This window comes from Tessaracoccus pujii, from assembly GCF_054483895.1.
The window spans coordinates 2,926,748-2,952,288 of sequence record NZ_CM137012.1; the positions used below are offsets into that span (position 1 = coordinate 2,926,748).

20 protein-coding genes are annotated in these 25,541 nt (G+C 68.6%); 14 read left to right on the forward strand and 6 right to left on the reverse strand.

Annotated features, from left to right (window positions below; genetic code table 11):
• Window positions 1-116: 116 nt before the first annotated feature.
• From ACX1D0_RS13660 to ACX1D0_RS13675, 4 genes are all read left to right on the forward strand, one after another.
• Window positions 117-563, forward strand: coding sequence for a hypothetical protein (locus tag ACX1D0_RS13660; RefSeq protein WP_459018547.1), 447 nt, complete (start codon window positions 117-119; stop codon window positions 561-563).
• A 99-nt stretch (window positions 564-662) separates the two neighbouring features.
• A complete protein-coding gene (locus ACX1D0_RS13665; RefSeq protein ID WP_459018548.1) occupies window positions 663-1,070 on the forward strand; it encodes a hypothetical protein in 408 nt (135 codons plus the stop codon).
• An 89-nt stretch (window positions 1,071-1,159) separates the two neighbouring features.
• A complete protein-coding gene (locus tag ACX1D0_RS13670) occupies window positions 1,160-3,445 on the forward strand; it encodes a transglycosylase domain-containing protein (RefSeq protein WP_459018549.1) in 2,286 nt (761 codons plus the stop codon).
• 46 nt (window positions 3,446-3,491) lie between these two features.
• Window positions 3,492-4,853 (forward strand): glycosyltransferase family protein, encoded by a 1,362-nt coding sequence (locus tag ACX1D0_RS13675; RefSeq protein WP_459018550.1) that lies wholly within the window; start codon window positions 3,492-3,494, stop codon window positions 4,851-4,853.
• On the opposite strand, the gene ACX1D0_RS13680 is transcribed toward ACX1D0_RS13675, so the two are convergent.
• Complete coding sequence (locus ACX1D0_RS13680) at window positions 4,850-5,875, reverse strand: alanine racemase (RefSeq protein WP_459018551.1); 1,026 nt, start codon at window positions 5,873-5,875, stop codon at window positions 4,850-4,852. The two genes, ACX1D0_RS13675 and ACX1D0_RS13680, sit on opposite strands and share 4 nt — an antisense overlap.
• Before the next feature lie 2 nt (window positions 5,876-5,877).
• The gene (locus tag ACX1D0_RS13685; RefSeq protein WP_459018552.1) at window positions 5,878-7,005 is read right to left on the reverse strand and encodes a lipid II:glycine glycyltransferase FemX; all 1,128 of its coding nucleotides are present in this window, start codon (window positions 7,003-7,005) and stop codon (window positions 5,878-5,880) included.
• Window positions 7,006-7,068: 63 nt separating this feature from the next.
• On the opposite strand from ACX1D0_RS13685, the gene ACX1D0_RS13690 reads away from it, so the two are divergent.
• Window positions 7,069-7,440: an FKBP-type peptidyl-prolyl cis-trans isomerase gene (locus tag ACX1D0_RS13690; protein WP_459020456.1), complete on the forward strand. Its 372-nt coding sequence runs from the start codon at window positions 7,069-7,071 to the stop codon at window positions 7,438-7,440.
• A 94-nt stretch (window positions 7,441-7,534) separates the two neighbouring features.
• Here ACX1D0_RS13690 and ACX1D0_RS13695 read toward each other — a convergent pair whose 3' ends face one another.
• The 3 genes from ACX1D0_RS13695 to ACX1D0_RS13705 form a co-directional block, all read right to left on the reverse strand.
• Window positions 7,535-7,933 carry a VOC family protein gene (locus ACX1D0_RS13695; RefSeq protein WP_459018553.1) on the reverse strand — a complete coding sequence of 133 codons (399 nt, stop codon included), beginning with the start codon at window positions 7,931-7,933 and terminating at the stop codon, window positions 7,535-7,537.
• Window positions 7,934-8,036: 103 nt separating this feature from the next.
• Window positions 8,037-10,565 carry a sodium-translocating pyrophosphatase gene (locus ACX1D0_RS13700; protein ID WP_459020457.1) on the reverse strand — a complete coding sequence of 843 codons (2,529 nt, stop codon included), beginning with the start codon at window positions 10,563-10,565 and terminating at the stop codon, window positions 8,037-8,039.
• 268 nt (window positions 10,566-10,833) lie between these two features.
• Window positions 10,834-11,232: an SRPBCC family protein gene (locus ACX1D0_RS13705; protein WP_459018554.1), complete on the reverse strand. Its 399-nt coding sequence runs from the start codon at window positions 11,230-11,232 to the stop codon at window positions 10,834-10,836.
• 129 nt (window positions 11,233-11,361) lie between these two features.
• On the opposite strand from ACX1D0_RS13705, the gene ACX1D0_RS13710 reads away from it, so the two are divergent.
• From ACX1D0_RS13710 to ACX1D0_RS13720, 3 genes are all read left to right on the forward strand, one after another.
• Window positions 11,362-12,249 carry a pyruvate, water dikinase regulatory protein gene (locus ACX1D0_RS13710; protein WP_459018555.1) on the forward strand — a complete coding sequence of 296 codons (888 nt, stop codon included), beginning with the start codon at window positions 11,362-11,364 and terminating at the stop codon, window positions 12,247-12,249.
• Window positions 12,250-12,361: 112 nt separating this feature from the next.
• On the forward strand, window positions 12,362-15,010 hold the full coding sequence (gene ppdK, locus ACX1D0_RS13715) for a pyruvate, phosphate dikinase (RefSeq protein WP_459018556.1): 2,649 nt from the start codon (window positions 12,362-12,364) through the stop codon (window positions 15,008-15,010).
• Between the two features lie 192 nt (window positions 15,011-15,202).
• Entirely contained in the window at window positions 15,203-15,607 is a 405-nt protein-coding gene (locus ACX1D0_RS13720) for a DUF222 domain-containing protein (protein ID WP_459018557.1), read from the forward strand.
• Here ACX1D0_RS13720 and ACX1D0_RS13725 read toward each other — a convergent pair.
• Window positions 15,561-16,220 carry a TetR/AcrR family transcriptional regulator gene (locus ACX1D0_RS13725; protein ID WP_459018558.1) on the reverse strand — a complete coding sequence of 220 codons (660 nt, stop codon included), beginning with the start codon at window positions 16,218-16,220 and terminating at the stop codon, window positions 15,561-15,563. The genes ACX1D0_RS13720 and ACX1D0_RS13725 overlap by 47 nt on opposite strands.
• A gap of 138 nt (window positions 16,221-16,358) precedes the next feature.
• Here ACX1D0_RS13725 and ACX1D0_RS13730 point away from each other — a divergent pair, with 138 nt between their 5' ends.
• The 6 genes from ACX1D0_RS13730 (at window position 16,359) to ACX1D0_RS13755 (ending at window position 25,515) form a co-directional block, all read left to right on the forward strand.
• Entirely contained in the window at window positions 16,359-17,918 is a 1,560-nt protein-coding gene (locus ACX1D0_RS13730) for an ABC transporter substrate-binding protein (protein ID WP_459018559.1), read from the forward strand.
• A gap of 15 nt (window positions 17,919-17,933) precedes the next feature.
• Window positions 17,934-18,875 (forward strand): ABC transporter permease, encoded by a 942-nt coding sequence (locus ACX1D0_RS13735; RefSeq protein ID WP_459018560.1) that lies wholly within the window; start codon window positions 17,934-17,936, stop codon window positions 18,873-18,875.
• Entirely contained in the window at window positions 18,872-20,668 is a 1,797-nt protein-coding gene (locus ACX1D0_RS13740) for a dipeptide/oligopeptide/nickel ABC transporter permease/ATP-binding protein (protein ID WP_459018561.1), read from the forward strand. The genes ACX1D0_RS13735 and ACX1D0_RS13740 overlap by 4 nt, the downstream gene beginning before the upstream one ends.
• Window positions 20,665-21,540, forward strand: coding sequence for an ATP-binding cassette domain-containing protein (locus ACX1D0_RS13745; RefSeq protein ID WP_459018562.1), 876 nt, complete (start codon window positions 20,665-20,667; stop codon window positions 21,538-21,540). The genes ACX1D0_RS13740 and ACX1D0_RS13745 overlap by 4 nt, the downstream gene beginning before the upstream one ends.
• Window positions 21,541-21,622: 82 nt before the next feature.
• Window positions 21,623-24,031, forward strand: a complete 2,409-nt coding sequence (locus tag ACX1D0_RS13750) for a glycoside hydrolase family 3 protein (RefSeq protein ID WP_459018563.1) — start codon at window positions 21,623-21,625, stop codon at window positions 24,029-24,031.
• Entirely contained in the window at window positions 24,028-25,515 is a 1,488-nt protein-coding gene (locus ACX1D0_RS13755) for a glycoside hydrolase family 43 protein (protein WP_459018564.1), read from the forward strand. The genes ACX1D0_RS13750 and ACX1D0_RS13755 overlap by 4 nt, the downstream gene beginning before the upstream one ends.
• Window positions 25,516-25,541: the final 26 nt, after the last annotated feature.

Consider the following 25,541-nt stretch of genomic DNA (forward strand, 5'->3'; position numbering starts at 1 on the left):
AGCCCTCCGTATGTGAGAACTGCGTGCTTTCGTGCGCGAGGATTCGTGCTCCGATTCGACGCCCGAGGCACGGGTTCGGAGTACCGTTGAAGTACTACTTGTGGTCGGAGGACCCCATGATCAAGCGGGTTTTCGTTGACGTCGCCGCCGGATTGGGTCTGGCGATCGCGGGCCAATTTCTCCAGTTCGCGGCCAGCCTGGCCGGGCCCCTGCTGGGGCTCCCGATGCCTTACGAGAGTGCACCTGAGGACGGGACCATCCCCGCGGCGTTGCTGGACCAGATCAACGCGATGTTCTGGCTCGCCGCGGCCGGCATGATCGTCCTCAGCTTCCTTGTGGCCATGCTGCTGAAGACCCGTGCAGTGTCCGACGGACTGCGGCGGGGGGCCGTGTGGGTGGCTGTCGTCGGCCTCAGCCAGTTCCTGTTGAGCCTGGGCAACGGCATGGTTCCGGTGTTCGGTCTGCTCGGCACGTGGGCCTACCTGGTGGCCGTGTTCGCGGGCCCGGTGCTGGCGGGCCTCCTCGGCTCCCGCCGCAGGCACGACGCCCCGGTCGCTGCCTGACCTGAGTGGCGGCGCGGTCGGCCCACGTGGAGTGGCCGGACGGTGTCTCCCAATGTCTCGGCGTGCAGGTGCGCGCCGACCGAAGAGAGGTGGTGCGTCATGACCCAGATGATCGTCTCGGTGCTCGTCGGTCTTGCGGTGGCGGCGCTCGTCGTCGTCCTGATCCTGCGCGCCGCCAGGGGGGCCTCGGCACCGGGCGCGAGCACCGGCCTGGGCTGGGCGTCGTTCGCGCTCGGCGTCCTGACGCTGCTGCTGGCGGCAGCCGGCTATGCCTTCGCCCCCGAGTTCGCATCCGAAGCTGAGGCCGAGGCAGCGTCGGGGCAGTTCGACTCACAGGGCCTCTACCTGGTGGGCACGGCCACCGGCATAGCTGCCGCGGTCACTGCGGCCATGGCTCTCAAGCGGGGCGATCGCCGTTGGCCGACGTGGGTAGGGCTGCTGATCGGGGCGGCGGTGATCGGTGCCTGGGTGTACGTGATCGTCTACGTCATGTTCAATCCGTACTGAGCCCGCAGGTGCTGTTCTTTGGTGCTCCGCCGCGCGCCATTTACCCTTGAACGGAAGTGGTGTCAAGGGAAGACGGGTAGAGGACCTCTATGGCTCAGACGAACGCGAGGCGCGCAGCTGCGAAGAAGTCGACGGCACGGACGGTGTGGAAGCGCATCGGTCTCGGTGCCCTCGTGCTGTTCATCATCGCCGGACTGAGCGGGCTCGGTGCCTTCGCCTACCTCTACTCCAGCACGGATCTACCGGACCCCAACGCGGACTTCCAGACCAACACCACCTTCCTCTACTACGACGACGGCACGACGCAGCTCGGCTCGCTGGCGGTGCAGAACCGCGTCACGCTGGACTACGCCGAGATGCCCCAGCTGATGAAGGACGCCGTCGTCGCTGCGGAGAACCGTTCCTTCTGGGAAGACCCGGGCTTCTCGGCCACCGGCATTGCCCGCAGCGTGGCGTCGATCGCCACCGGTGGAGAGCTTCAGGGTGGCTCCACCATCACGCAGCAGTACATCAAGATCCTCTACCTGGACTCCGGGCAGCGGCTCTCCCGCAAGGTCAAGGAACTCTTCCTGGCCATCAAGATGGGCCGCGAACTGCCCAAGGAGGAGATCCTCGAGGGTTACCTCAACACCATCTACTTCGGCCGCGGTGCCTACGGCATCCAGGCGGCGGCTAAGTCGTTCTTCCTCAAGGACGCCAAGGACCTGACGGTCGACGAGACGGCGGCGCTGGCCGCGATCCTGAACAACCCGGCGGGGTTCAACCCGTCGGGTGGTCAGGAGAAGCTGGACCGCCTCCTCGGCCGGTACCAGTACGTCCTCGACGGCATGCTCGACATGGGCGCCATCTCCCAGGCCGAACACGCCGCGGCGCGCCCTCAGTTGCCGGTGTTCCCGGATGTGCCGGTCAACGACCGCTACGGCGGCCCCAAGGGCTTCCTCATCAAGAGCGTCGAGGACGAGCTCCTGGCGCAGGGGTTCACCGAGGCCGAGATCCAGGGCGGCGGGTTGAAGGTCACCACCACGCTCAACCAGGCGATGCAGACCGCGGCCGTCGCCACCGCGCAGAAGTACACGGCGCAGGCGGCCGAGGACGCTGAGGGTGACCCGGATCCGTCGAAGCTGCACGTGGCGATCAGTTCCGTGGACACCGCCACCGGGGCAGTGCTCTCGATGTACGGCGGCCCCGATTACGTGCAGAGTTCCCGCAACTGGGCGACGACGGACCGCCCCGCGGCGTCGACGTTCAAGACGTTCGCCACGATCGCCGGGCTGCGCAACGGGTTCTCCCTCAAGTCGCTGTTCAACGGCGACACCTTCACCCCCCGCGGCGACACCCAGACCATCCGCAACGAGTTCAGCAACCAGTACGGACCCGTGACCCTGCGGCAGGCGACGGCGGAGTCGATCAACACCGCCTTCGTGGACATGACCGAGCAGATCCCCGACGGCGCCAACCAGGTCATCACCGCCGCGAACGACGCGGGCGCCCCCTCGAGCCGCGGCTGGGACGCCAACAACCGCATCGCGCTGGGCGCGGCGGAGGTGAGCCCGCTCAACATGGCCAACGCCTACGCGACGCTGGCCAACGGCGGCACCCGCAACACGCCGCACGTCGTGGCCAAGGTGGAGGGCCGCGGCGGCGCGGTGCTCTACGAGGCGCAACAAGAAGGCGAGCGGACCATCGACCGGAATATCGCGGCCAACGTGACCGACGCGCTGACGTCCGTCGTCAAGGAGGGCACCGGGCGCCGCGCCGCCGAGCTCGGCCGCCCCGTCGCGGGCAAGACCGGCACCAACGGCGTCGAGGACACCATCACCTCGGCGTGGTTCGTCGGCTACACCCGGCAGATCTCCACCGCCGTCATGTACGTGGCGGGTGACTCGGGCAGTGAAGATCTGGAGGAGTACAAGCGCCCCCAGGACCGCACCTTCTTCGGGTCCAGCTACCCGCTCATGACGTGGGTGGAATACATGGCGCAGGCCAGCGAGGGCATGCCGGTGGAGGAGTTCGACGAGCCCCGCGAGATCCGGGCGACGACGGGCTCCGAGAGCGCGTCCCCCACGGCGACCCGGAGCCATAGCCCGTCGCCCACTCCCTCGGAGACACCGTCGCCCACCCCGTCGGAGGAGCCGTCCGAGGAACCCACCACCGAGGCCCCGTCGGAGGAGCCCACCACCGAGCCGCCGACCGAGGAACCGACCCAGGAGCCGTCGCCGGAACCCACCCCGGATCCGAAGCCCAGCAAGGAGCCAGGTCCCCCCGAGCCGGACCCCAGCGTGAGCGAGACTGCCGGGTCAGCCGGGGCCGGCGCCGGCGTCGAGATCCCGCCCGGACAGAGCCGCCCCACGCCGACGGCGACCGCGACCGCCTAGCTGCCGAGGCCGTCCGACGGCTGAGGGCGGGGCTAGAGTGACGGGCGTGACGAACGCTCTGGTGCCCGGCCTCGGCGGGCCGATGGGTCGCCACGCCGCGAGCCGCGGGGCTTGGTTCACGCCGCTGCCGTGGGCGCTCGGGGCGGGCACCGTCCTCTACCTCGTCCTGTTCCTCCGGCACACGCCCTGCGTGCAGACCGACGCCACGGCCCAGGCCAACAGCTACGCGTTGCTCTGCTACTCCGACATCCAGGCCACCTTCCTCGGCCAGGGCTACGGACTGGGCGGCACCCCCTTCTCTGCCGACGCCCTGATGTTCGCCCCGCTGGCGGCGGTGGCCGTCCTGCTCGCGTCCCGCCTTGCCACGTTCATCGCAGGCGCCGGGGCGCCTGGCGCGGAGATGCAGGATCAGGTGGACGCGAGTGTCGCGTTCTTCGGCGTCACGGCCGTCGGTCTCTTCGTCTGCTTCATGGTGCTGATCCTGGCGACGGCGGCCCTGGGGCGGCGGGCCGACGGCCGATTCGCGTCCTGGGACGTGATGCTGGTGGCGGCCTCGCCCATCGTGCTCGCCTCGGGGTTGATCAGCTGGGACCTGCTGCCACTGGCCATCACGGCGGTGGGCCTGGCGCAGTACGCGCGGGGACGCGCGATGGAGGCCGGCATCGCGCTCGGTCTCGCCGCGTCCGCCGGGACGATGCCGCTGGCCGTGGTGCTGGCCGTGACCGTCGCGGCCGGGCTCCGGGGTGGGGTGTGGCCCGCGGTGAGGTTCGCAGCCCCGGCGGCCGTCACCTTCGCCGTGGTGCACCTGCCTCTCCTGCTGACGAATGCCGGCGCGGTGTACGGCTTCTACCACCGGGAGGTCCACAAGGAGGCCGGCTACGGTTCGCTCTTTTACCTCCTGTCACTGCTGGGACGGCCGCTGCGGCACGCCGGATCCCTCGGATTCATCATCCTCGTGCTGGCCCTCGGAATCCTGGTGGCGTACCTGTACGTGACGCGGAAGCGGCCCCGCGTCGGATCGCTTGTGGCGGTGATGATCCTGACCACCACTGTCCTCGGGCCGTCGTTCCCGCCGCAGACGTCGTTGTGGGTGCTGTTCGCCGTGGTGGTGTCGCGGCCGCTGCGTCCCGAACTGATCGCAGTGACCGTCGCCCACGTCGTGCACTGCCTCGCCATCTGGGGCTGGCTGGCGGGCAGCCTCACCACCAGCCAGTTCGGCCCCTACGGCGTGTACTGGGGGGCCATCGTGGCGCGTGCCGCCGTGGAGGCGTGGGTGCTGGCGGCGTCCTTGGCGGACATCGTCGAGCCTGGCCGCGATCCACTCCGCACGCCCGACGAACCGGACCCGCTCGGGGGCGAGCTCAACGCCGGCGAGCTTCAGCCACGCCCCGCGCACGCCGTCGGCTAGACCAGATGCGTCTCGTCGACGGTCACCGTGGTCATGCGGGTGGTGACCGGCACCTCGTCGCCGATCCTGGCGGGCGCGTCGGCTCCAGGCACGAAGACCATCGACGAATGCATGTGCGGCGGCTCGGCGAAGGCGCGCTTCCGGCCGGCGATCGAGAAGGGCGACAGGGTCCTGCCCACTGCGTCGAGCAGGCCTTGCGCCACCGTGACCCCCCGCTGGCGGAGCGAGCGCTGCGGTGTGGGTGCCGTCATCGCGACGCCGTGGGCCGTGCCGCCGGAGACGATCACGAGCCAGCCGTCCCTGGGGGCCTTGACCCCGTGGTAGCCGAGCGTCGCGCCCGCCCTGATGCGGTGTACGTCGAGCACTGTGGCGGTGGTGCGGTAGGCGCGCTTCTCACCCAGCCAGAGCCGAGTGCCCACCCGCAGGTGGGTCCGGACGCCGAGGGCGGTGCGGAGGACTCGGTAGTCCGTCACGCTCAGGTGCGACACCCATACCGGCGCACGGCGCACCGCAAGGGCAGCTCCGGCGAGACGCCTGGCCTCGTCGAGCGATCCCTGGGCAGGGAGATGGATGGCCCACCCCTCGAACGTCATGGCACCCAGATCACGCTCCGTGAGCTCGCCGGGAGCCAGGCCGTGCCGGTGCATCGAGGTCTCGATCTCGACGATCACCCGGGTGCGCGGATGCGAGGCGGCCAGCGCCCGGAGGTCCTCCGCGCGCGACACGGTCGTGATGACGCCGGGATCGTCGAGCAGGGCGGTCGCGGCATCGTCGAACGGGCGCCAGGGGTTGAGGACCACGACGTCTCCGGTGAAGCCCCCGTCGCGCACGGCGGGGACCTCCTGGGCGATGCCGACCGCGATGGTCTTCACGCCGAGCCGCGCAGACTCGGCGGCGAGCAGCCTCAGACCGAACCCGTACCCGTTGCCCTTCGCCACCGGGACCAGGCCGGGCGCGTCGTCGAGGAGCCCGCGGTGATGGGCGTGCCAGAGCTGGCGATCGATCGTGAGGGTCAGGGGCATCGTCAGCGCTTCTTCAGGTAGAGGTCGAACGCCCAGTACAGGGGCTTGTTGATGGGGAAGTCCCATTCCCCGAGGTACGCCACCGCTTCCCCGCCCGTGCCCACCTTGAACTGGATCAGCCCGATCTCCGGGTCGTCGGCGCCGACACCTTCGACGATGCCGCGCAGGTCGTAGACGGCGCAGCCGGCGGCGCTGGCGTCGCGGATCATCCGCCACTGCACCGCGTTGGAGCCACGGACCTCCCGCTTGGCGTTGGTGGAGGCGCCGTAGGAGTACCAGGCGTGCTCACCGACACGGACGAAGGTGGTGCCCGCCACCAGATCCCCGTCGTGTTCGGCGAGGTACACGCGCATGCGGTCGGCGTCCTCGGCGTTGAGGGCGTCCCACATGGTCTGGAAATAGGACAGCGAGCGCCCGGTGAAGCCGTCGCGCTGGGCGGTCTCGAGGTAGATGCGGTGGAAGGCTGCGAGGTCGCCGCGGCCGCCTCGGCGCACTTCGACCCCCTCCTTGTCCGCCTTCTTGATGTTGCGCCGCCACAGCTGGTTCATGCCCTTGAGCAGCTCGTCGTCAGTCTTCTGCGTGCCGTCGTCGTGGCGCAACGGAAGCTGGAAGTTGAACATGGGCTGGCCGGCCGCGAAGCCGTGGCCCGATTCGTCGGTGTGCCACCCAGCGTGGATGAGCGTGTTGATCACGCGGGTGCCGACGAGGGTGGTCTCATCCGGGGTGACGTCCGAGAGCCGGGTGACGGCTTCGTCGGCGATGGCGGACTTGATGGTGTCCGCCTTCCACCGCCGGTGCACCACGGCGGGGCCGATGCGCACGGCGAACGCCCTGCTGCGTCTGGCGTGGGCGACGAGGGCGGCCAGGTGATCCGCGACGTCCGCACGGGACCAGTCGAGCACCGGGCCCTCGGGTAGATAGGCCAGGTAGCGCTTGAGCCTGGGCAGCTGCCGGTAGAGGATGAGCGCGGCGCCGGTGAGGGTGCCGTCGGAGAAGAAGCCCACCGACTCCCCACGCCACTCCGGCTTCACCGTCGCCCAGGCGGGGGTCTGCAGGAACGACGCGGCCCCGCGCTGCTCGATGAACGCCAGATGCTGCTCGGCGGAGATGGGTCGACAGGTGATGCTCACCTGCTCAGGCTACCTTCTGGCCTGCGGGAGGCGCAGGTCGCTAGGCTCGGCGGCATGACGAACATGAACGAGAAGCCCGAAGTCGACTTCCCCGGTGGCGAGGCCCCCGAGGACCTTGAGATCACCGAGATCGTGGAGGGCGACGGCGCTGAGGCCAAAGCCGGCGATCTCGCCCACGTGCACTACGTCGGTGTCGCGTTCAGCTCCGGCGAGGAGTTCGACTCCTCCTGGGGTCGCGGCGCGCCGTTGTCGTTTCCGTTGGGCGCGGGGCGCGTCATCCAGGGTTGGGACCAGGGCATCCAGGGCATGAAGGTGGGCGGTCGCCGCCAGCTGGTGATCCCGTCGCACCTCGCCTACGGCGACCGCGGCGCCGGCGGCGTCATCGCTCCCGGAGAGACGCTGGTCTTCGTCTGCGACCTCGTCGCCCTCAACTGATCGACAGCCCCGAACCCGAGCTTTCAGCGCACCCCGACCCTCGCACCTGACAGCGGCTCCCCGGACAAGAGGGGCCACACAGGAGCCGGGGGGTCTACTTGCCGGCGTTCTCGTCGGGCTGGTGAATGCCGAACACGTTGCCCTCGGTGTCCATGTAGTACCCCTGCCAGGCCATGCCCGTCAGCGGGAACTTCGGCATCGCGACGGTGCCGCCCGCCGCCTCGATCCGGTCCGCGGTGACATCGAAGTCGTCCACCTGGATGGTGATCACCGCGCCCACCACCGCGCTTCCCTGCTCGGGGTTGGCGCCTTCGCGCTGCATGATGGCTCCGTGGATGCCTGGCGCGCCCTCATCGTGGGTGGTGACCCCGATGTAGGGCGAGCCGGTGAATGCGGTCCAATCCTCTGTCTTCCACCCGAAGGCGGCCACATAGAAGTCGACGGCCCGTTGCACGTCCTCGGCGTGGATTTCGAAATGGACGACGCTGCTCATCTTCTGCACCTTTCGTGGGGCTCCTCATCCCAGTCTTACACCGGGACGCGGCGAGGGCCAGAGGCAGCAACTGCCCCCGGCCCTCGTCGTGGTGAGCGTGTGATCAGGCGATGGTGACCTTCTCTGCGGTCTCGGCCCTTGATGCTGCCGCGTCTTCCTTGAGGTAGGCGAAGTCGGCGGAGGTGAGCATGGGGGCGTCGATGCGCATCTGGTAGAAGGAGCGCCACACCATGTAGGCGCTGGCGAGGCCGAAGGTGACGGCGAGGATGCCGTTGACCAGCGGGTTGCCGATGATGATGGACAGTTCGATGGCGAGCATGCCGAACAGGGTGGTGAACTTGATCACCGGGTTCAGCGCCACGGAGGAGGTGTCCTTGAAGGGGTCGCCGACGGTGTCGCCCACGATGCTGGCGTCGTGGAGTTCGGTGCCCTTGGCCTGAAGGTCGACTTCGACGATCTTCTTGGCGTTGTCCCAGGCGCCGCCGGCGTTGGCCATGAAGATGGCCTGGTAGAGCCCGAAGATGGCGATCGAGATCAGGTAGCCGATGAAGAAGTACGGCTCGACGAACGCGAACGCGAGGGTGGCGAAGAAGATGCCCAGGAAGATGTTGAACATGCCCTTCTGGGCGTACTGGGTGCAGATCTCGACGACCTTGCGGGAGGTTTCGACGGAGGCCTTGGTGGTGCCTTCGAGGTCGATGTTGGCCTTGATGAACTCGACGGCGCGGAACGCTCCGGTGGTGACGGCCTGCATGGAGGCGCCGGTGAACCAGTAGATGATCGCGCCGCCGGTGATCAGGCCGAGCAGGAACGGCACGTGGAGCAGGGACAGGTTCTCGACGTTGGTGGTCAGGCCGGAGGTCAGCCCCATGATGATGGAGAAGATCATGGTGGTGGCGCCGACGGCCGCGGTGCCGATCAGGACGGGCTTGGCGGTGGCCTTGAAGGTGTTGCCGGCGCCGTCGTTGGCTTCGAGGAGGTACTTGGCCCGTTCGAAGTTGGGTGTGATGCCGAAGTCGCGCTCGAGTTCCTCACGGATGCCGGGCACGGATTCGATCTGGGACAGTTCGTAGACGCTCTGGGCGTTGTCGGTGACGGGGCCGTAGGAGTCCACGGCGATGGTGACCGGGCCCATGCCGAGGAACCCGAAGGCCACCAGGCCGAGGGCGAACACGCCGGGGACGAGCATGACGCCGCCCGTGACCACGCCGTCGACCATGGAGCCGGGCGTGATCAGGGTGGAGACGCCGTAGGCGCCGGCCATCAGGGCCACGATCGCGCTGCCGAGCCAATAGGCGGAGAAGTTGCCGGCGACGAGTCCGGAGAGGATGTCGAGGGAGGCGCCGCCCTCCTTGGCGGACTTGACGACTTCCTGGACGTGCTTGGCGCGGACGCCGGTGAAGACCTTGACCAGTTCGGGGATCACGGCGCCGGCCAGGGTGCCGAAGGAGATGATCAGGGACAGCTTCCACCACAGGGTGGTGTCGCCGCCGACGTCGGGGATCAGGATGGCCGACATGATAAATGTCAGGACAATAGAGACGATCGAGGTGACCCACACCAGTGAGGTCAACGGGGTCTCGAACTCCATGTGGTCGGCGTTGCCGAACTTGGACTTGGCCCACATGGCGTTGCCGAAGTAGGACAGCGCGGAGGCCACCAGCATGATGGCGCGGATGAAGAAGATCCAGATCAGGAAGTGGGCCTGCAGGTCCGACTGGACACCCAGCAGGATGAAGGTGATCAGCGCGACACCGGTGACGCCGTAGGTCTCGAAGCCGTCGGCCGACGGGCCCACGGAGTCTCCCGCGTTGTCGCCGACGCAGTCGGCGATCGTGCCGGGGTTACGCGGGTCGTCCTCGCCGATCTTGAACACGATCTTCATCAGGTCCGAGCCGATGTCGGCGATCTTGGTGAAGATGCCGCCGGCGATACGCAGCGCGGAGGCGCCCAGGGACTCGCCGATCGCGAAGCCGAGGAAGCAGGCGGTGGCGATGTCGCCGGGCACGAACATGAGGATGGCCAGCATCATGATCAGTTCGGTGGAGATCAGCACCATGCCCACGCTCATACCGGAGCGCATCGGGATGTCGTAGACCTTGAACGGCTTGCCCTCGAGGGCGGCGAAGGAGGTCCGCGAGTTGGCGAACGTGTTGAGCCGGATGCCGTACCAGGCGATGGCGTAGGAGCCCGCCATGCCGATGATCGCGAACCCGAGCACGATCACCACACGGCCCCAGCCGCCGGTGGTGTTGAGGAAGCCGAAGTAGACGAAGATCACGGTGCCGATGAACGCGAACAGCAACATCAGGAACTTGCCCTGCTGTACCAGGTAGGCCTTGCAGGTGGCGTAGATCAGCTCGGACACGTCGCGCATGGATGCGTGCACGGGGAGGTTCTTCAGCTTCAGGTAGCTGAAGATGCCGAACACGAACCCGGCCACGCAGATCAGCATGCCGACCATCAGGAGCCACCAGCCGCTGATGGCGCCGCCGAAGAAGGTCACCGCGTGCAGATCCGGCAGCGGCAGGTCGAACTCAGAAGTGTGGGAGCCCGTCTCGGCGGGCTCACCGGCACACGCGGACAGGGTCAGAGCCAGGAACCCGAACACGCCGTACAAGGCGGCACGCACGACACCGCGCGGCCTTCCGGTGGCTGGTCGGGTGGCGAGCGAGGGAGTCGTCACGATGTCTTCCTTGTGGTTGCTTGAGCTTCCATGTCCATCTCATGTCCTTCGAAACAGGTCACGGCGTCCATGCCGTCGCGAACATCCTACGCCCGGTAGTAATGACAATGAGGCGGGGTTAGTTAGTACATTTCCCCGTCGTCGGGCGCGTCCGGGCGTGCGCCGTCCCTCAACACGACACTGGCCCGGGATCACTCCCGGGCCAGTGTCCGCGTCACGAGGCAGCGCCCTCGATCCGCTCCAGTGCGGACTCCCACCGATGCTCCAGAGCGTCGGCGTCCACGTCCTCAGGGAGGTGATCGTGGATCAACTCCAGTTCGGTCTGGTCTCCGCTCGGGCGCATGTGGAGGTCGACGACGGTGCGCGGTGCCCCGTCGCTGGCATGCCACGAGAATCTGATCTGCTCCTTGGGGTGGAAGCTGCGCGTGACCCCGTAGGTGCCGTCCGCTGCTCGCCAGTCCTCACCCTTGTTTCCGAGTTGTCCTCCGGCGCCCAGGAGCGCCTCTGCTCCGTGGGGTTTCATGAGGACAGCCCACACGCTCTCCAGCGGACGGGCGACCACCCGGGTCACCTTCACGCTTCTTGGCTCGGTGGTTTCCTCCATGGTGTCCATGACGCACCTCCTGCTCAACCGGGCAACAACTGCGGTGCCCTGGTTCGACCAAGCGTAGTACCGCCCGCGAGGCGCCGACAGGGGGATGGCGAGAAACACCGGATACGGCCTGCCCCTAAAGTGTGGAGCATGTCAGCAGAGCCGCTGGAAATCCACATCCTCGCCGACTCGACGGGGGAGACCGCAGCGCGTATCGCCCGAGCCGCGATCACGCAGTTCCCGAGCCGTGAGTTCTCCATCGTGCGCCACCGCAGGATCACCTCGCCGGCCGCGCTCATGCGCGCCCTGGAGGCCGTCCGCGACAGCGCCGCACCCGCCGTGGTCTTCTTCACGCTCGTCAGTGAGGAGAGCGCCGAACTGGTGAAGAACTATTGCCGTGACGCAGACATCCCGTTCGCGGACCTCATGACCGAGGCCATGCACGCGCTGGAGAAGGTCACCGGCCTCGAGGCCGATCAGGTGGCGATGCGCGCCGTGGGCGTCGAGGCGGAGTACTTCGTGCGGATGGCGGCCATCGACTTCGCGGTCCGGATGGACGACGGGGCCCTCCCAGCCGCGCTGCGCGAGTGCGACATCTGCCTCGTCGGCCCGTCGCGCTCCGGCAAGACCCCCCTGTCGATCTACCTCGGTTACCTCGGCTACAAGGCCGTCAACGTGCCGCTGGTACCGGGGATCGAGCCGCCGAAAGATCTCTGGGAGCTGGACCGCTGGCGCATCGTCGGCTTGACGATGAACGCCGAGCGGCTGCTGATGATCCGCGGGCAGCGCGTCCGCGGCATGGGCGGATTCGGCACGAAGGACGGCTACGCCGACCTGGCGAAGATCTACGACGAACTCGACGAGATCGGCAGGACCCAACGCAGGCTCGGGTGCCCGATCATCGACACGACGGGGGTTGCGATCGAGGAGGCGGCGTCACGGATCATCGAGATGGTGGACGACCGGGCGAAGACGCTTGGCGCGCGTCTGCGTCGCCCCCCGGGAGTGATCCGCACCGGCAGCCACTGGTCTCCATGACCCTCCTGGCGGAACTTCACCCCTAGCCCGCCTGAGGTGGGCGTCGGGTCTAGGCTGGGCGACGGATGGGGACATCGAGGTCCCCAGGGTTGTCAAAGGAGATTCCCCCAGTATGAGCGAGGATCGTTACATCTATGACCTGTCGGAGGGCGACGCCACCATGCGTAACCTTCTCGGCGGTAAGGGCGCCGGCGTCGCAGAGATGAACCGCGTGGGCGTACCCGTGCCCGACGCGTTCACTGTCACCACGACGGCGTGCGTCGAGACCACCAAGCTGGGCGGCGAATGGCCCGAGGGCCTCGCGGACCAGATCGCGGCCGGGCTGGCCCGCCTCGAGGAGCGCACGGGACGCAAGCTCGGCGGGCGCGAGAAGCCGTTGCTGGTCTCCGTGCGCTCCGGGGCCGTGCACTCCATGCCGGGAATGATGGACACCATCCTCAACCTCGGCATCTCCGACGAGTCGGTCACGGCCGTCGCTGAGGAATCCGGCAACGAGCGCTTCGCGTGGGACTGCTACCGGCGCTTCATCCAGATGTACGGCGAGGTGGTCGAGGACGTCCCCGGGCACGCCTACGAGGACGCGCTGTCGGCACTCAAGCACAAGCGGGGCGTGGAGCAGGACACGGACCTGACCGCTGAGGACCTCAAGGAGCTCGTGCAGTCCTTCAAGGACATCTCCAACGACCACCTGGGCGGCGAATGGACCTCGGACCCCGTCGAGCAGCTCAACCGCGCGATCAACGCGGTGTTCAAGTCCTGGCTCAACCCGCGCGCCGAGGTGTACCGCCGCGCCCACAACATTCCGGCCGATCTCGGCACCGCCGTCAACATCATGCAGATGGTCTTCGGCAACCGCGGAGACACCTCCGCCACCGGCGTCTGCTTCACGCGCAACCCGTCGACGGGTGAGAAGTCGCTCTACGGCGAGTTCCTCGTCAACGCCCAGGGTGAGGACGTCGTCGCCGGTATCCGCACCCCGCGGCCGCTCGAGGAGATGAGGGAGGTGCTGCCCGAGGCGTACGACGAGCTCATCGCGACCATGCACAAGATGGAGCAGCACTACAAGGACATGCAGGACATGGAGTTCACCGTCGAGAACGGCAAGCTCTACCTCCTGCAGACCCGCAACGGGAAGCGCACCGCCGCAGCGGCGTTGAAGGTGGCCTCGGACCTGGTGGACGAGGGCCTCCTCACGCACGAGGAGGCGCTGATGCGCATCGAGCCCAGCCAGCTCGATCAGCTGCTGCACCCCGCCATCGACCCGCAGCACGGCAAGACCCCCATCGCGCAGGGTCTGCCGGCCTCGCCCGGTGCCGCCGTCGGCGAGGTCGTCTTCGATGCGGACACGGCCGCGGAGCGCGGGGGTCGCGGCGAGCCCGTGGTCCTCGTCCGCTTCGAGACCACCCCGGACGACATCCACGGCGTCATCGTGTGCCAGGGCATCCTCACCGCCCACGGCGGCATGACGTCGCACGCGGCTGTCGTGGCACGCGGCATGGGCAAGCCGTGCGTGGCCGGTGCGCAGGGCATCCGGATCGACACGGCCGGCAAGACACTGACCATCGGCGACAAGGTCATCCGGGAGGGCGACGTCATCACCCTCGACGGCACCGAGGGCCTCGTCTACGGCGAGGGGCTGGAGCTCATCCCGCCGCAGATCAACGAGGACTTCTCCCGCGTGGTGGAATGGGCCGACGAGGTGCGGCGGCTGGGCGTGCGCGCCAACGCGGACAACTTCGAGGATGCGACGAAGGCCCGCGAGTTGGGCGCCGAGGGCATCGGCCTGTGCCGCACGGAGCACATGTTCATGGCGCAGGACCGCCTCCCGGCGGTGCGCAAGATGATCCTGGCCGAGGGCCCCGAGCAGCGCTCCGCTGCGCTGGCGGAGATTCTCCCCATGCAACAGGCGGATTTCGAGGGCATCTTCACCGCCATGAAGGGCCTGCCGGTCACGGTGCGGCTGCTGGACCCGCCGCTGCACGAGTTCCTCCCCAACCTCGTCGAACAGTCTCTGCTGGTGCAGCGCCTCGAGTTCGAGGGCGGCGACGAGGAGAGGCTGGGTGAGGCCAGGGCCACGCTGGCGCAGGTGAAGCGGCTCAACGAGGTGAACCCCATGCTGGGCACCCGCGGCTGCCGCCTGGCGATGCTGTACCCGGAGATCCCGGACATGCAGGCCCGCGCCATCGTCCGGGCCGCGCTCGCCGTCCTGGACCGCGAGGGTGAGACGGTGGGGGTCGAGATCATGATCCCGCTCGTGGCCCTGACCCAGGAGTTGCAGACCCAGCGCGGCATCGTCGTGGCGGCTGTCGAGGACGAGTTGGCCAAGGCCGGCCGCGAGTTGGACTACACCGTCGGCACCATGATCGAGCTGCCACGCGCCGCGCTGGTGGCGGACAAGATCGCCGAGTTCGCGGACTTCTTCTCCTTCGGTACCAACGACCTGACCCAGACGGCCATCGGCATCTCCCGCGACGACGCCGAGAACGGCTTCCTCACCACCTACGTGATGGAGCGCGTGCTGGAGCGCAACCCCTTCGAGACGATCGACGTCGAGGGCGTGGGGCAGCTGGTGCAGATGGGCGTGGAGCGGGGTCGCTCGGTCAAGCCGACGCTCAAGACGGGCGTCTGTGGTGAGCACGGCGGGGATCCGGACTCCATCGAGTTCTTCAACTCGGTGGGCCTGGACTACGTGAGCTGCTCGCCGTTCCGGGTACCGATCGCCCGTTTCGCGGCGGCGAAGGCGGTACTGAAGCAGCGCTGATGCAGTGAAGAGGGGGCCGTGACGTGAGCGTTGCGGCCCCTCTCTCTGTGCCCCGGCCAAGAGCGTGCACGGCTCGACCAGGTGGAGGCGATGGAGCCGTGGGTTCCCAACGCCCCGGAAATTTCATGCCGTGGCTCTTTCAAGCCCCGAGCGCTCGTGCTAGAATAGTACGCATAAGCGATTCGGTGCGGGATGTGGGGCAGCGGTACATCGCTGCGCTGTGGGGTGTCGCGGGGTCGTTGGGGTCGGATGGACCGGCCCCAGGTCCACATCACCCTGGACCTGGAGACGCTGACCACTGGTCTCGGGACGGTCGCCCTCCTCGACACCGGCGGGGCGGGCGGGGCGGAAGGCCTGTCGGCGGGGGAAGCGCGGCGCCTGGCCTGCGATGCCGGGCTGATCCCCGTCGTGCTCGGCACGGCGTCTCGGCCGTTGGATGTGGGCCGGGCCCATCGCCTGTTCACCCCCGCCATCCGTGGGGCGCTGCTGCAGCGGGACCGGGGGGATGTGTGTTCCCCGGCTGCACCGCCCCCCCGGGGGGGCCCGAGCCTCAGCGTTCGGCCGCGGCCTCGCGGAGGAGTTCGCGGAGGGGCTTGACGAGGTGCAGGTCGAGGAAGTGCTCGATCCCCTCGGCGATATTGACGTCGTTGACCTTCAGTAGCCACTGGATCTGGAGCCCGTCCCAGAGGGCGAACATCTGCGACGCAACCCTCAGCGGGTCAGCGTCGGGCTTCAGGTGGCCCTGGTCGCGTGCGGCGGTCAGCGACTCCACCGCGATGTCGGTGACCCACTCGTAGCGGCGCCGCATGTAGGCGTTGGCCGGGTGCTCGGGGCGGGTCGCCTCGGCGGACAGGACCGCGAAGAGTTCGATCTCGCCAGGCTTGAACGCGCTCTGCCGTGCATAGTCCACCAGTGCGCCCAGGCTGTGGATCCCGGGTGGTGTCGCGGCGGTCTCCTCGCTCGCTCCTTCGTCCCGGCGTTCCAGTACGGCCGACAGCAGGGCCACCTTGTTCGGAAAGTGGTGGAGTAGACCGGCCTGACTGATGTCGGCGAGCGCTGCGACCTCCCGCAATGATCCGCTCTCGTATCCCTTCTCCCCGAATACCTCCAGGGCGGCATCGAGGATCCGGGCACGTGTGACCGCCGTCTTGCGGTAGGCGCCGCGCGGGCCTGTGGCGGCCTCCTCCGAGACGATCGGCGACAGCGTCATGGCAACCTCCTTTGGTCCTCGCGTCGGAACGATTGTAACGACTTCATATCAAAACCTACCACTCGCTCGGTTTTCTTGCTAGGGTTCCTCCACAGGTCGCAGCAAGGGTGCGGCGGCCACAGTGTGAAGGGACCAAAGATGATCCGTAGGGACTTCCTCAAGATCGGCGCCGCATCTGTCGCAGTGGCCGCGTTGGGAATCACCACCGCCTGCTCCGACGACGCAGGGACCGGCACGCAGAGCGGTGGGGCCACTCCCAGCGGCAGCGGCACCGGAGGGGGCCAGCTCGTGATGGGCCTCATCGCCGCCCCCATGTCCTTCGACCCGGCCATCGCCGAATGGGGCAACCGCCTGCCCTTCTACCAGGCGGCATACGACACGATGCTGGTGGCCACGCCGGAGAACACCATCGAGCCCTGGCTCGCCACCAAGTTCGAGTACGACGAGGCGCAGACCACCCTCACCCTGACCCTGCGCGACGATGTCACGTTCTCCGACGGCGAGAAGCTGACCGCCGAGGCCGCGGCCCTGAGCATGAACCGGTTCAAGGACGGCACCGGCCCCGACGCCGGCTACATGACCAACGTCGACACCATCACGGCCGACGGCGAGTCCACGGTCGTCGTGACGTTCACGGCCCCCGACCCGGCCTTCCTGAACTACCTGACGCGCACCGCCGGCCTCGTGGCGAGCCCCGCCGCGCTCTCCAACGCGGATCTGGCCACCAACCCCGTCGGCTCCGGCCCCTACACGCTCGACTTGGCCAACACCGTCACCAACACCAGCTACACCTTCGTCAAGCGCGACGGCTACTGGAACCCCGACGTGCAGCACTACGACACCATCGTCATGCGCGTGTTCCAGGACACCACCGCGATGCTCAACGCGTTGCGCGCCGGTGAGGTCAACTACGCCAAGCTCTCCTCCGCAGAGACCTTCCCGGAGGCCGAGGGTGCCGGCTGGACGCTCAACAAGAACGAGCTCGACTTCCAGGGCCTGCTGCTGCTCGACCGCGGCGGCGTGCAGACCCCCGAGCTGGGCGACGTCCGGGTCCGCCAGGCCATCAACCATGTCTTCGACCGCCCTGCGATGCTCCAGGCCGTGGCGCTCGGCTACGGCACGGTCACGGGCCAGGTGTTCCCGCCCACCTCGGCCGCCTACGACGAGGCGCTCGACGAGCGTTACCCCTACGACATCGAGAAGGCCAAGTCCCTGATGGCTGAGGCCGGCTACGAGGCCGGGTTCTCCATGGACATGCCCAGCTCCCCCATCCTGGGCAGCACGGTGTACGCGCTCGTCGCCCAGGCCCTGTCGGAGATCAACATCACCGTCAACGACGTCCAGCCCGGCCAGAACTTCATTGCAGACCTGCTTGCCCCGAAGTTCTCCGCGGCTTTCATGGCGCTTGAGCAGAACCCCGACTGGCAGTTGACGCAGTTCATGATCGCCGAGACCGCCGTGTTCAACCCGTTCAAGTACGCCGACCCCAAGGTCGCCGAGATCCTGGACGAGTACCGGACCGCGGATGACTCCCGTCGTGACGAGCTGATCAAGGAACTCAACACCCACATCGTCGAGGAGGCATGGTTCGCCCCCTTCTACCGGGTCAACGGCGTGATCGCCACCGATCCCGAGACCACGGTGACGATGCTCCCCACGAACACCATCCCCAACCTCTACGACACCAAGCCGGCCTGATCGGAACTGGGACACATGCTGCGTTTCATCGGACGCAGGTTGCTCGCCGGGGTGGTGCTGGTCTTCGCCATCACCACCCTGGCGTTCCTCCTGCTGTATCTCGGCGGTGGCGACATCGCCCGTCGCCTCGTCGGACAGACCGCCACCCAGGAACAGGTGGCGGCCAAGGCGGCACAACTCGGTCTGGACCGCCCCATCTGGGAGCAGTACGGAGCCTGGTTCGGTAACGCCCTCATCGGGGACTTCGGCCGGTCCTGGTTCTCCGGGCAGCTCGTCATCGACGGCGTGACCAGCCGCCTCATGGTGACGCTCTCGCTGGTCGTCGGTGCCACGCTCATCACCGCCTTGGTGGCGGTGATCCTCGGAGTCCTGGCGGCGCTGTCCGGTGGCTGGGTGGATCGCGGCATCCAGTTCCTGACCGTGCTCGGCATGGCCGTTCCCGGCTTCCTCATCGCGGTGGGCCTGGTCTTCGTGTTCGCCATCGAACTCGGCTGGTTCAACGCCACCGGCTTCACCCCGCTGAGGGACGGCTTCGGGGGCTGGGCCCGTTCGGTGGCGCTGCCGATCACGGCGCTCGCCATCGGCGGCTCGTCCTCGGTCGCGCAACAGATCCGGGGATCCGTGGTCGACGCGCTGCAGAAGGACTACGTCCGCACTCTCCGCTCGCGGGGTCTGGGTACCCGGAGCGTGGTCTTCAAGCACGTCCTCCGTAACTCCCTCAGCCCCGCACTCGCGGTGTTGAACGTCCAGTTCATCGGCATGCTCGGCGGCGCCGTCATCGTCGAGCAGGTCTTCCAGATGCCCGGCCTCGGCCAGCTCTCGGTCGGCGCCACGACGCAGGGCGACATCCCCATGGTGATGGGATTGGTGGTGGCCACGGCGGTCATCGTCATCATCGTCAACCTCCTGATCGACATCGCACAAGGCCTGCTGAACCCTAAGGTGAGACTCGGATGAGCCAAGAAGCCCCGCTCCAGATACCGGTCGCGCCCCGCGCCGCCAAGCGGTCAGGCGTCCTGCGCCGCGTGTTCCGCAACCCGGTGGCCGTGGCCGCGATCGCCTTCCTCGGCATCATCGGTGTGGCCGCGGTCTTCGGCCCGATGCTCGCCCCCCTCGACGGCAACCGCGCCGACGCGTACAAGATCCTCGCCCCCGCCGGGGACGGGTCCCTGCTCGGGTACGACGGTGCCGGCCGCGACATTTTCTCGCGGCTGCTCTCCGCCACCCAGATCTCCATCGGGGCGGCGCTCGTCGCCCTCGTCGTCGCCCTCGTCATCGGCGTCACCGCCGGCCTCCTGGCCGGCTACTACAAGGGCTGGCTGGACACCACCTTCACGTGGGTGACCTCGCTCACCATGGCTCTCCCCGGCATCATCGTCCTGCTGGCCGCACGAGCGGTGGTCGGTCCGTCGGTGTACTGGTCCATGGTGATCTTCGGCCTCCTCATGAGCCCGTCGTTCTACCGGCTCGTCTACGCCTCGGTCAGTGCGGTGCGCGAGGAGCTCTACGTCGACGCGGCCCGCGTGGCCGGCCTGTCCGACGCGCGCATCATGAGCCGGCACATCCTCGGCGTCGTCCGGGCTCCGAACATCATCCAGGCCTCGATGATCATGGCTATCGCCATCGCCATCCAGTCCGGCCTCGAGTTCCTCGGCATCGGTGATCCGCAGACCCCCACCTGGGGTTCGATGCTCAAGGACGGGTTCGAGGTCATGTACCGCCAGCCGATCAACATGCTGTGGCCGTCGCTGGCCATCGGCCTGACCACGATCTCCCTGACGCTGCTGGCCAACGCCATGCGCGACGCCCTGGAGCGCACCGCGACCGCGGGCCGGAAGAAGAAGCGGTCCGACCCTCGGCAGAAGGCGGCCCCGGCCTCCCTCCGCCACGACGACGACGCCCGCATCGCGGAGCGCACCGGCGAGGTGCTGCTCGAAGTCAAGGACCTGCGGGTGGGCTACGACCAGCCCGACGGCAGCGTCATCGAGGTGGTGCACGGCGTGGACCTCACGATCAGGCGCGGCGAGGTCCACGGACTGATCGGTGAGTCCGGCTCCGGAAAGACCCAGACGTCTTTCGCTGTGCTGGGGCTCCTCCCGACGGGTGGGCGGGTCCTCGGCGGGTCCATCGTGTTCGAGGGCACCGACCTGGTCTCCGGCAGCGCCCGCGGCCACGCGGCCGTGCGGGGCAAGAAGATCGCCTACATTCCGCAGGAGCCGATGAGCAACCTGGATCCGATGTTCACCATCGGCAGCCAGCTCGTCGAGCCCCTCCGCACGACGATGGGGCTGGACAAGCAGGCCGCCAAGGCCCGGGCGCTCGCTCTCTTGGAGCGGGTGGGAATCCCCGAGCCTGAGCGCACGTTCAACGCGTACCCCCACCAGGTCTCCGGCGGCATGGCGCAACGCGTCCTCATCGCCGGCGCCGTGTCCTCGGACCCGGACCTGCTCATCGCCGACGAGCCCACCACGGCCCTCGACGTCACCATCCAGGCCGAGGTGCTGGACCTCATCCGGGACCTGCAGAGCGAGTTCCACATGGCCGTGCTCCTGGTCACGCACAACTTCGGTGTCGTCGCGGACCTCTGCGACCGCGTCTCGGTGATGAAGGAGGGGCTGATCGTGGAGACCGGGCCCGTCCGCTCGATCTTCACGTCCCCGAAGCACGACTACACCCGCTCCCTCCTCGACGCCATGCTCGACGAGGACGGACCCGTCCGCCCCCCACTCGTCCAAGGAGGCGTCGCATGAGCCGCTCACTGCTTGAGGTCAAGAACCTCGACGTCATCTACCCAGGTGGCGGCGGACGCAAGCCCTTCCACGCCCTCAAGTCCGTCTCCCTGGACATCCAGCCGGGCGAGACGGTGGGGCTGGTGGGCGAGTCCGGATCCGGCAAGACCACGCTGGGCCGGGCCGTCCTCGGGCTTGCCCCGGTCAGCGGCGGGTCCATCACCTTCGACGGCCAGGACATCTCGCATCTGCACCGTCGGGAGCGCCGGAAGCTGGCCAAGGACATCCAGGTGGTCTTCCAGGATCCCTACTCGTCGCTCAACCCGTCGATGACGATCGAGCAGATCCTCGCCGAGCCCCTCACAGCCAACGGTGTGGAGGGCAAGGCGGCGCGGGCACGGGTGAAGGACCTACTGGACAAGGTCCACATGCCCACCGATGCCGGCAGCCGGCTCCCCAAGGAGTTCTCCGGCGGCCAGCGGCAGCGCATCGCCATCGCCCGTGCGTTGGCCCTGGATCCGAAGCTGATCGTCGCTGACGAGGCGGTCTCGGCGCTGGACCTGTCGACGCAGGCCCGCGTGCTGGACCTGTTCGTCGAGATCCAGGAGGCCACCGGCGTGGCACTGCTCTTCGTCACCCACGACCTCGCCGTCGTGCGGCACGTCAGCCACCGGGTGGCCGTGTTGTACCGGGGCGAGATCGTCGAGTCCGGCCTCGTCGACGCCGTGACCAAGCACCCCGAGCACCCCTACACGCAGCGGTTGTTCATGGCGGCCCCCGTCCCTGACCCCGACCGCCAGGAGCAGCGGCGCGCCCAGCGGCTGCGGATGCTCGCCGAGCAGGCGGCCATGAAGGAACAGGCCGGCGCAGGGCTGGAGCTCGACGCGCTCTGAACCGCACGACATTGCCATGGAGGGCGCGGGCTGCGGCCTCCCTGGCACCCACACCCCTCGACTCCACGATGAGAGAGAACCAATGTCAGACATCAACGCCCTCGTGGCAACGCTCGACCTGCCCACCAAGATCCGGCTCCTCACCGGTGAGGACTTCTGGACCACCATCGAGGTTCCCGAGATCGGGCTCCGGAAGATGACGCTGTCCGACGGCCCCTCCGGCGTCCGCGGGCCGGTCTGGGACGAGCGGTCCCCGTCACTGAACATGCCGTCGGCGACGGCGCTGGCCTCCTCCTGGGACACCGGGCTTGCCGGTGAGTACGGGGCGGCGGCGGCGGCAGAGGCGCGTCGCAAGGGCGTGGACTGGGTTCTCGGCCCCACCATCAACCTGCACCGCTCGCCCCTGGGCGGCCGTCACTTCGAGTGCTTCAGCGAGGACCCGGTGCTCACCGGAGAACTGGCCGCCTCCTACGTGGCCGGCCTGCAGGACAACGGTGTGGCCGCCACCCCGAAGCACTACGTGGCCAACGACTTCGAGACCGACCGCTTCACCGTGGACGTCGTCGCTGACGAGCGGACGCTCCGTGAGCTGTACCTCGCCCCGTTCGAGCGGGCAGTCGAAGCCGGCACCTGGTCGATCATGAGCGCCTACAACTCCGTCAACGGTGCCACCATGACCGAGAACGCCCTGCTGCGGGACCCCCTGCGCAGCGAGTGGGGCTGGGACGGCGTGGTGGTCAGCGACTGGACCGCGGTGCGCAGCACCGCCGCCGCCGACGCGGAGCAGGACCTCGAGATGCCGGCCCCCGGCGTGTGGGGAGCGGCGCTGCTGAAGGCCGTCGAGGCCGGAGAGGTGTCCGAGGAGGCCATCGACCGACACGTGGCGCGGCTGCTGATGCTGGCGGAGCGTGTCGGCGCCCTGGGTGACGCGCGGTCGAAGGCCCCGGCCGACGTGGACGGGATCGCCTTCGTGCGCCGCGCCGCGGCCGAAGGCATGGTGCTCCTCTCCAACGACGGCATCCTCCCGCTGGACGGCGGCTCGCTGGCCACGGTGGCGCTCATCGGCCACAACGCCGACGAGGCCCGCACGCAAGGCGGCGGCAGCGCCACCGTCATCCCGGAGCGTGTGGTCAATCCGCTCGACGGGCTTCGCGCCGCGCTGCCGGGCGCCCAGGTCACCTACAGCCTCGGGGCGGTGGTGCAGGAAGGTGTCGCGGCCCTCAACCCGGACCAGCTGACCAACCCGCGCACGGGCGGGCCCGGCCTGGTGGCGAGCTTCCTCGACGCCGACGGCAACGAGTTGATGACCGAGGACCGCTTCGCCACCTCGCTGACCTGGTTCGGCGGCGGCGTGGACGTCATCCAGCGGTCCTCTGTCCTGGCCCTCGACACCCGGTTCACGCCTGACGTCACCGAGGAGCGGGAGCTCGGCTTCGCCACGTCGATGCGCGGCCGCGTCTTCGTCGACGGCGAGCTCCTCTTCGAGGACCAGCCCATCGTCACGGGCACCGACCTGGGGGCGGCGCTGCTGGCGCCCCCGTCGGAGACCCGCCCGGTGCAGTTCACCGCCGGTCAGGCCGTCGACCTGCGCGTCGAGTTCGACCTCGGGTCCACCCAGTTCGCCGTGGCCGGCGCCATCGGCCTCACCTTCGGCACGGCGCCGTCCAACCACAACCCGGAGGACCTGATCCGCGAGGCCGCCGAGGCCGCGGCGGCGGCCGACGCCGCCGTCGTGGTGGTCGGCACCAACTCCAAGGTCGAGTCAGAGGGCTACGACCGGGAGAACCTCGACCTGCCCGGCCACCAGGACGACCTGGTCCGCGCCGTCGCGGCCGCCAACCCGCGCACCATCGTCATCGTCAACTCGGGCTCTCCTGTGCTCATGCCCTGGCGCGACGATGTCGCCGCAGTCCTGCTGGGCTACTTCGGCGGCCAGGAGTTCGGCAACGCCATCGCCGACGTTCTCCTCGGCCTGGCCGAGCCGGGCGGCCGGCTGCCCACCACCTGGCCCGCCAGCCTCGCGGACGTGCCGGTGCTCAACTGCACCCCCGAAGGGGGCGCCCTGCGGTACGACGAGGGGATCCATATCGGCCACCGTGCCTGGCTCAAGGCCGGCGTCAGCCCGGCCTTCGAGTTCGGTCACGGCCTCGGCTACACGTCATGGGAGCTCGCCGACGCCACCGCCGAGGTGGCCGAGGACGTCGTCGTGAAGGTGGAGGTCACCAACACGGGAACCCGCGCCGGCAAGCACGTGGTGCAGGTCTACGCCTCCCGCGCGGACACCGCCGTGGACCGCCCGGTCAGGTGGCTGGCCGGGTTCGCCCCCGTCCGCCTCGACGCAGGCCAGAGCGCCACCGTCGAGGTCACAGTCGCGCGTCGTCGGTTCCAGCACTTCGACGGCGGATGGCAACTGGAGCCCGGCGTCTTCGCGCTCCACGTCGGTGCGAGCGTGACCGACACCCCCCTCACCATGGAAGTTGAACTGTCGTGACCCTGCCCAACCCCCTCCTCCCCGGCTTCAACCCCGACCCGAGCATCGTGCGCGTCGGCGACGACTACTACCTCGCCACCTCCACGTTCGAGTACCTCCCGGGCCTGCCCATCTACCATTCCCGGGACCTCGTCACCTGGGCCCATGTGGCCAACGTGGCGGTGCGGGACGTGCAGCTGGGGGTGCCGAACGCGCCCACCAACCTCGGCGTGTGGGCGCCCACCATCCGGCACCACGACGGGCTGTTCCACCTCATCGTCACCGACACCGCCGGCCGCGGCACGTGCATCTTCACCGCCACCGATCCGGCCGGCGAGTGGAGCGACGGCGTCGTGGTGGACCTGGAGGGGATCGACCCCGACCTCGCCTGGGACGACGAGGGCAACGCCTACGTCACCTACTCCGGCCTGGTGCTCTCCGGCCCCGACATCGGCGCCCACCGCGGCATCGAGCAGATCCGCGTGGACGTCGCCACCGGCGAGGTGCTGGGGGAGAAGCGGTCCCTGTGGTCCGGTGACGGGGGGATGTTCCCGGAGGCGCCGCACCTCTACCACATCGGCAGCTACTGGTACCTGATGGTGGCCGAGGGCGGTACCGAGCGGGGGCACTCGATCTCGATCGCACGCGCCACCGCCCCCGAGGGGCCGTTCACGTCGTGCCCGGCAAACCCGTTGGTCACCGCCCGCGGCACCGCCAGGCCGGTCCAGTGCACCGGCCACGGCGACCTCGTCGAGGGGCCGGACGGCCAGTGGTACGTCGTGATGCTCGGCACCCGCCCGCGCGGCATGGTGCGCTCCTTCTCCGCGCTGGGTCGAGAGACGTTCATCTCCCCGGCCCGCTGGAACGGCGACGACTGGCTCGAGATCGATCCGGTGGAGCTCAACCCGCGCGCCGGCTTCGGGTGGTCCGAGGACTTCGACGGACCGCTCGGGCCGGAGTGGATGGGCGTGCGCCGTCGCCCGGATCAGGTGGCGGAACTCACCTCCCGGCCAGGCTGGCTCACGCTCAGCGGCGAAGGCGACGGGATGGGCGCCTTCCGCCCGGTCTTCGTCGGTCACCGCCAGGAACACCAGACGTGCGAGATCCGCGCCGTCGTGGATGCTTCCCAGGGCGTCGGCGGCCTCGCGGTGCGCTACGACGAGGGCTTCCACTACGAGGTCGAAGCGGGCAACGGGAGGATGACTGCGAGGGCAGTCGTCCCGGGCTTCGTCCGCGAGTCGTCCGTGGAGGTGCCGGACGAGGTGGTCACGCTCGTCCTGTCCTCCGCGCCGGCGCGGGCGGAGGGAATGGGCCACCAGTCGTCGGACATGGTCTCCCTCGGTTTCCTGGGCGCTGACGGCTCCGTCGCGGTGATGGAGGAGGTGGACGGCCGCTACCTGTCCAACGAGGTGGCCGCCTCGTTCACGGGGCGCGTGTTCGGCGTCTACGCGACGCAGGGGACGGTGGCCGTCGACCGGATCGACTACCGCGGCGACAATTCCTGATCTGGACCACGCACCCACAGCGGCCC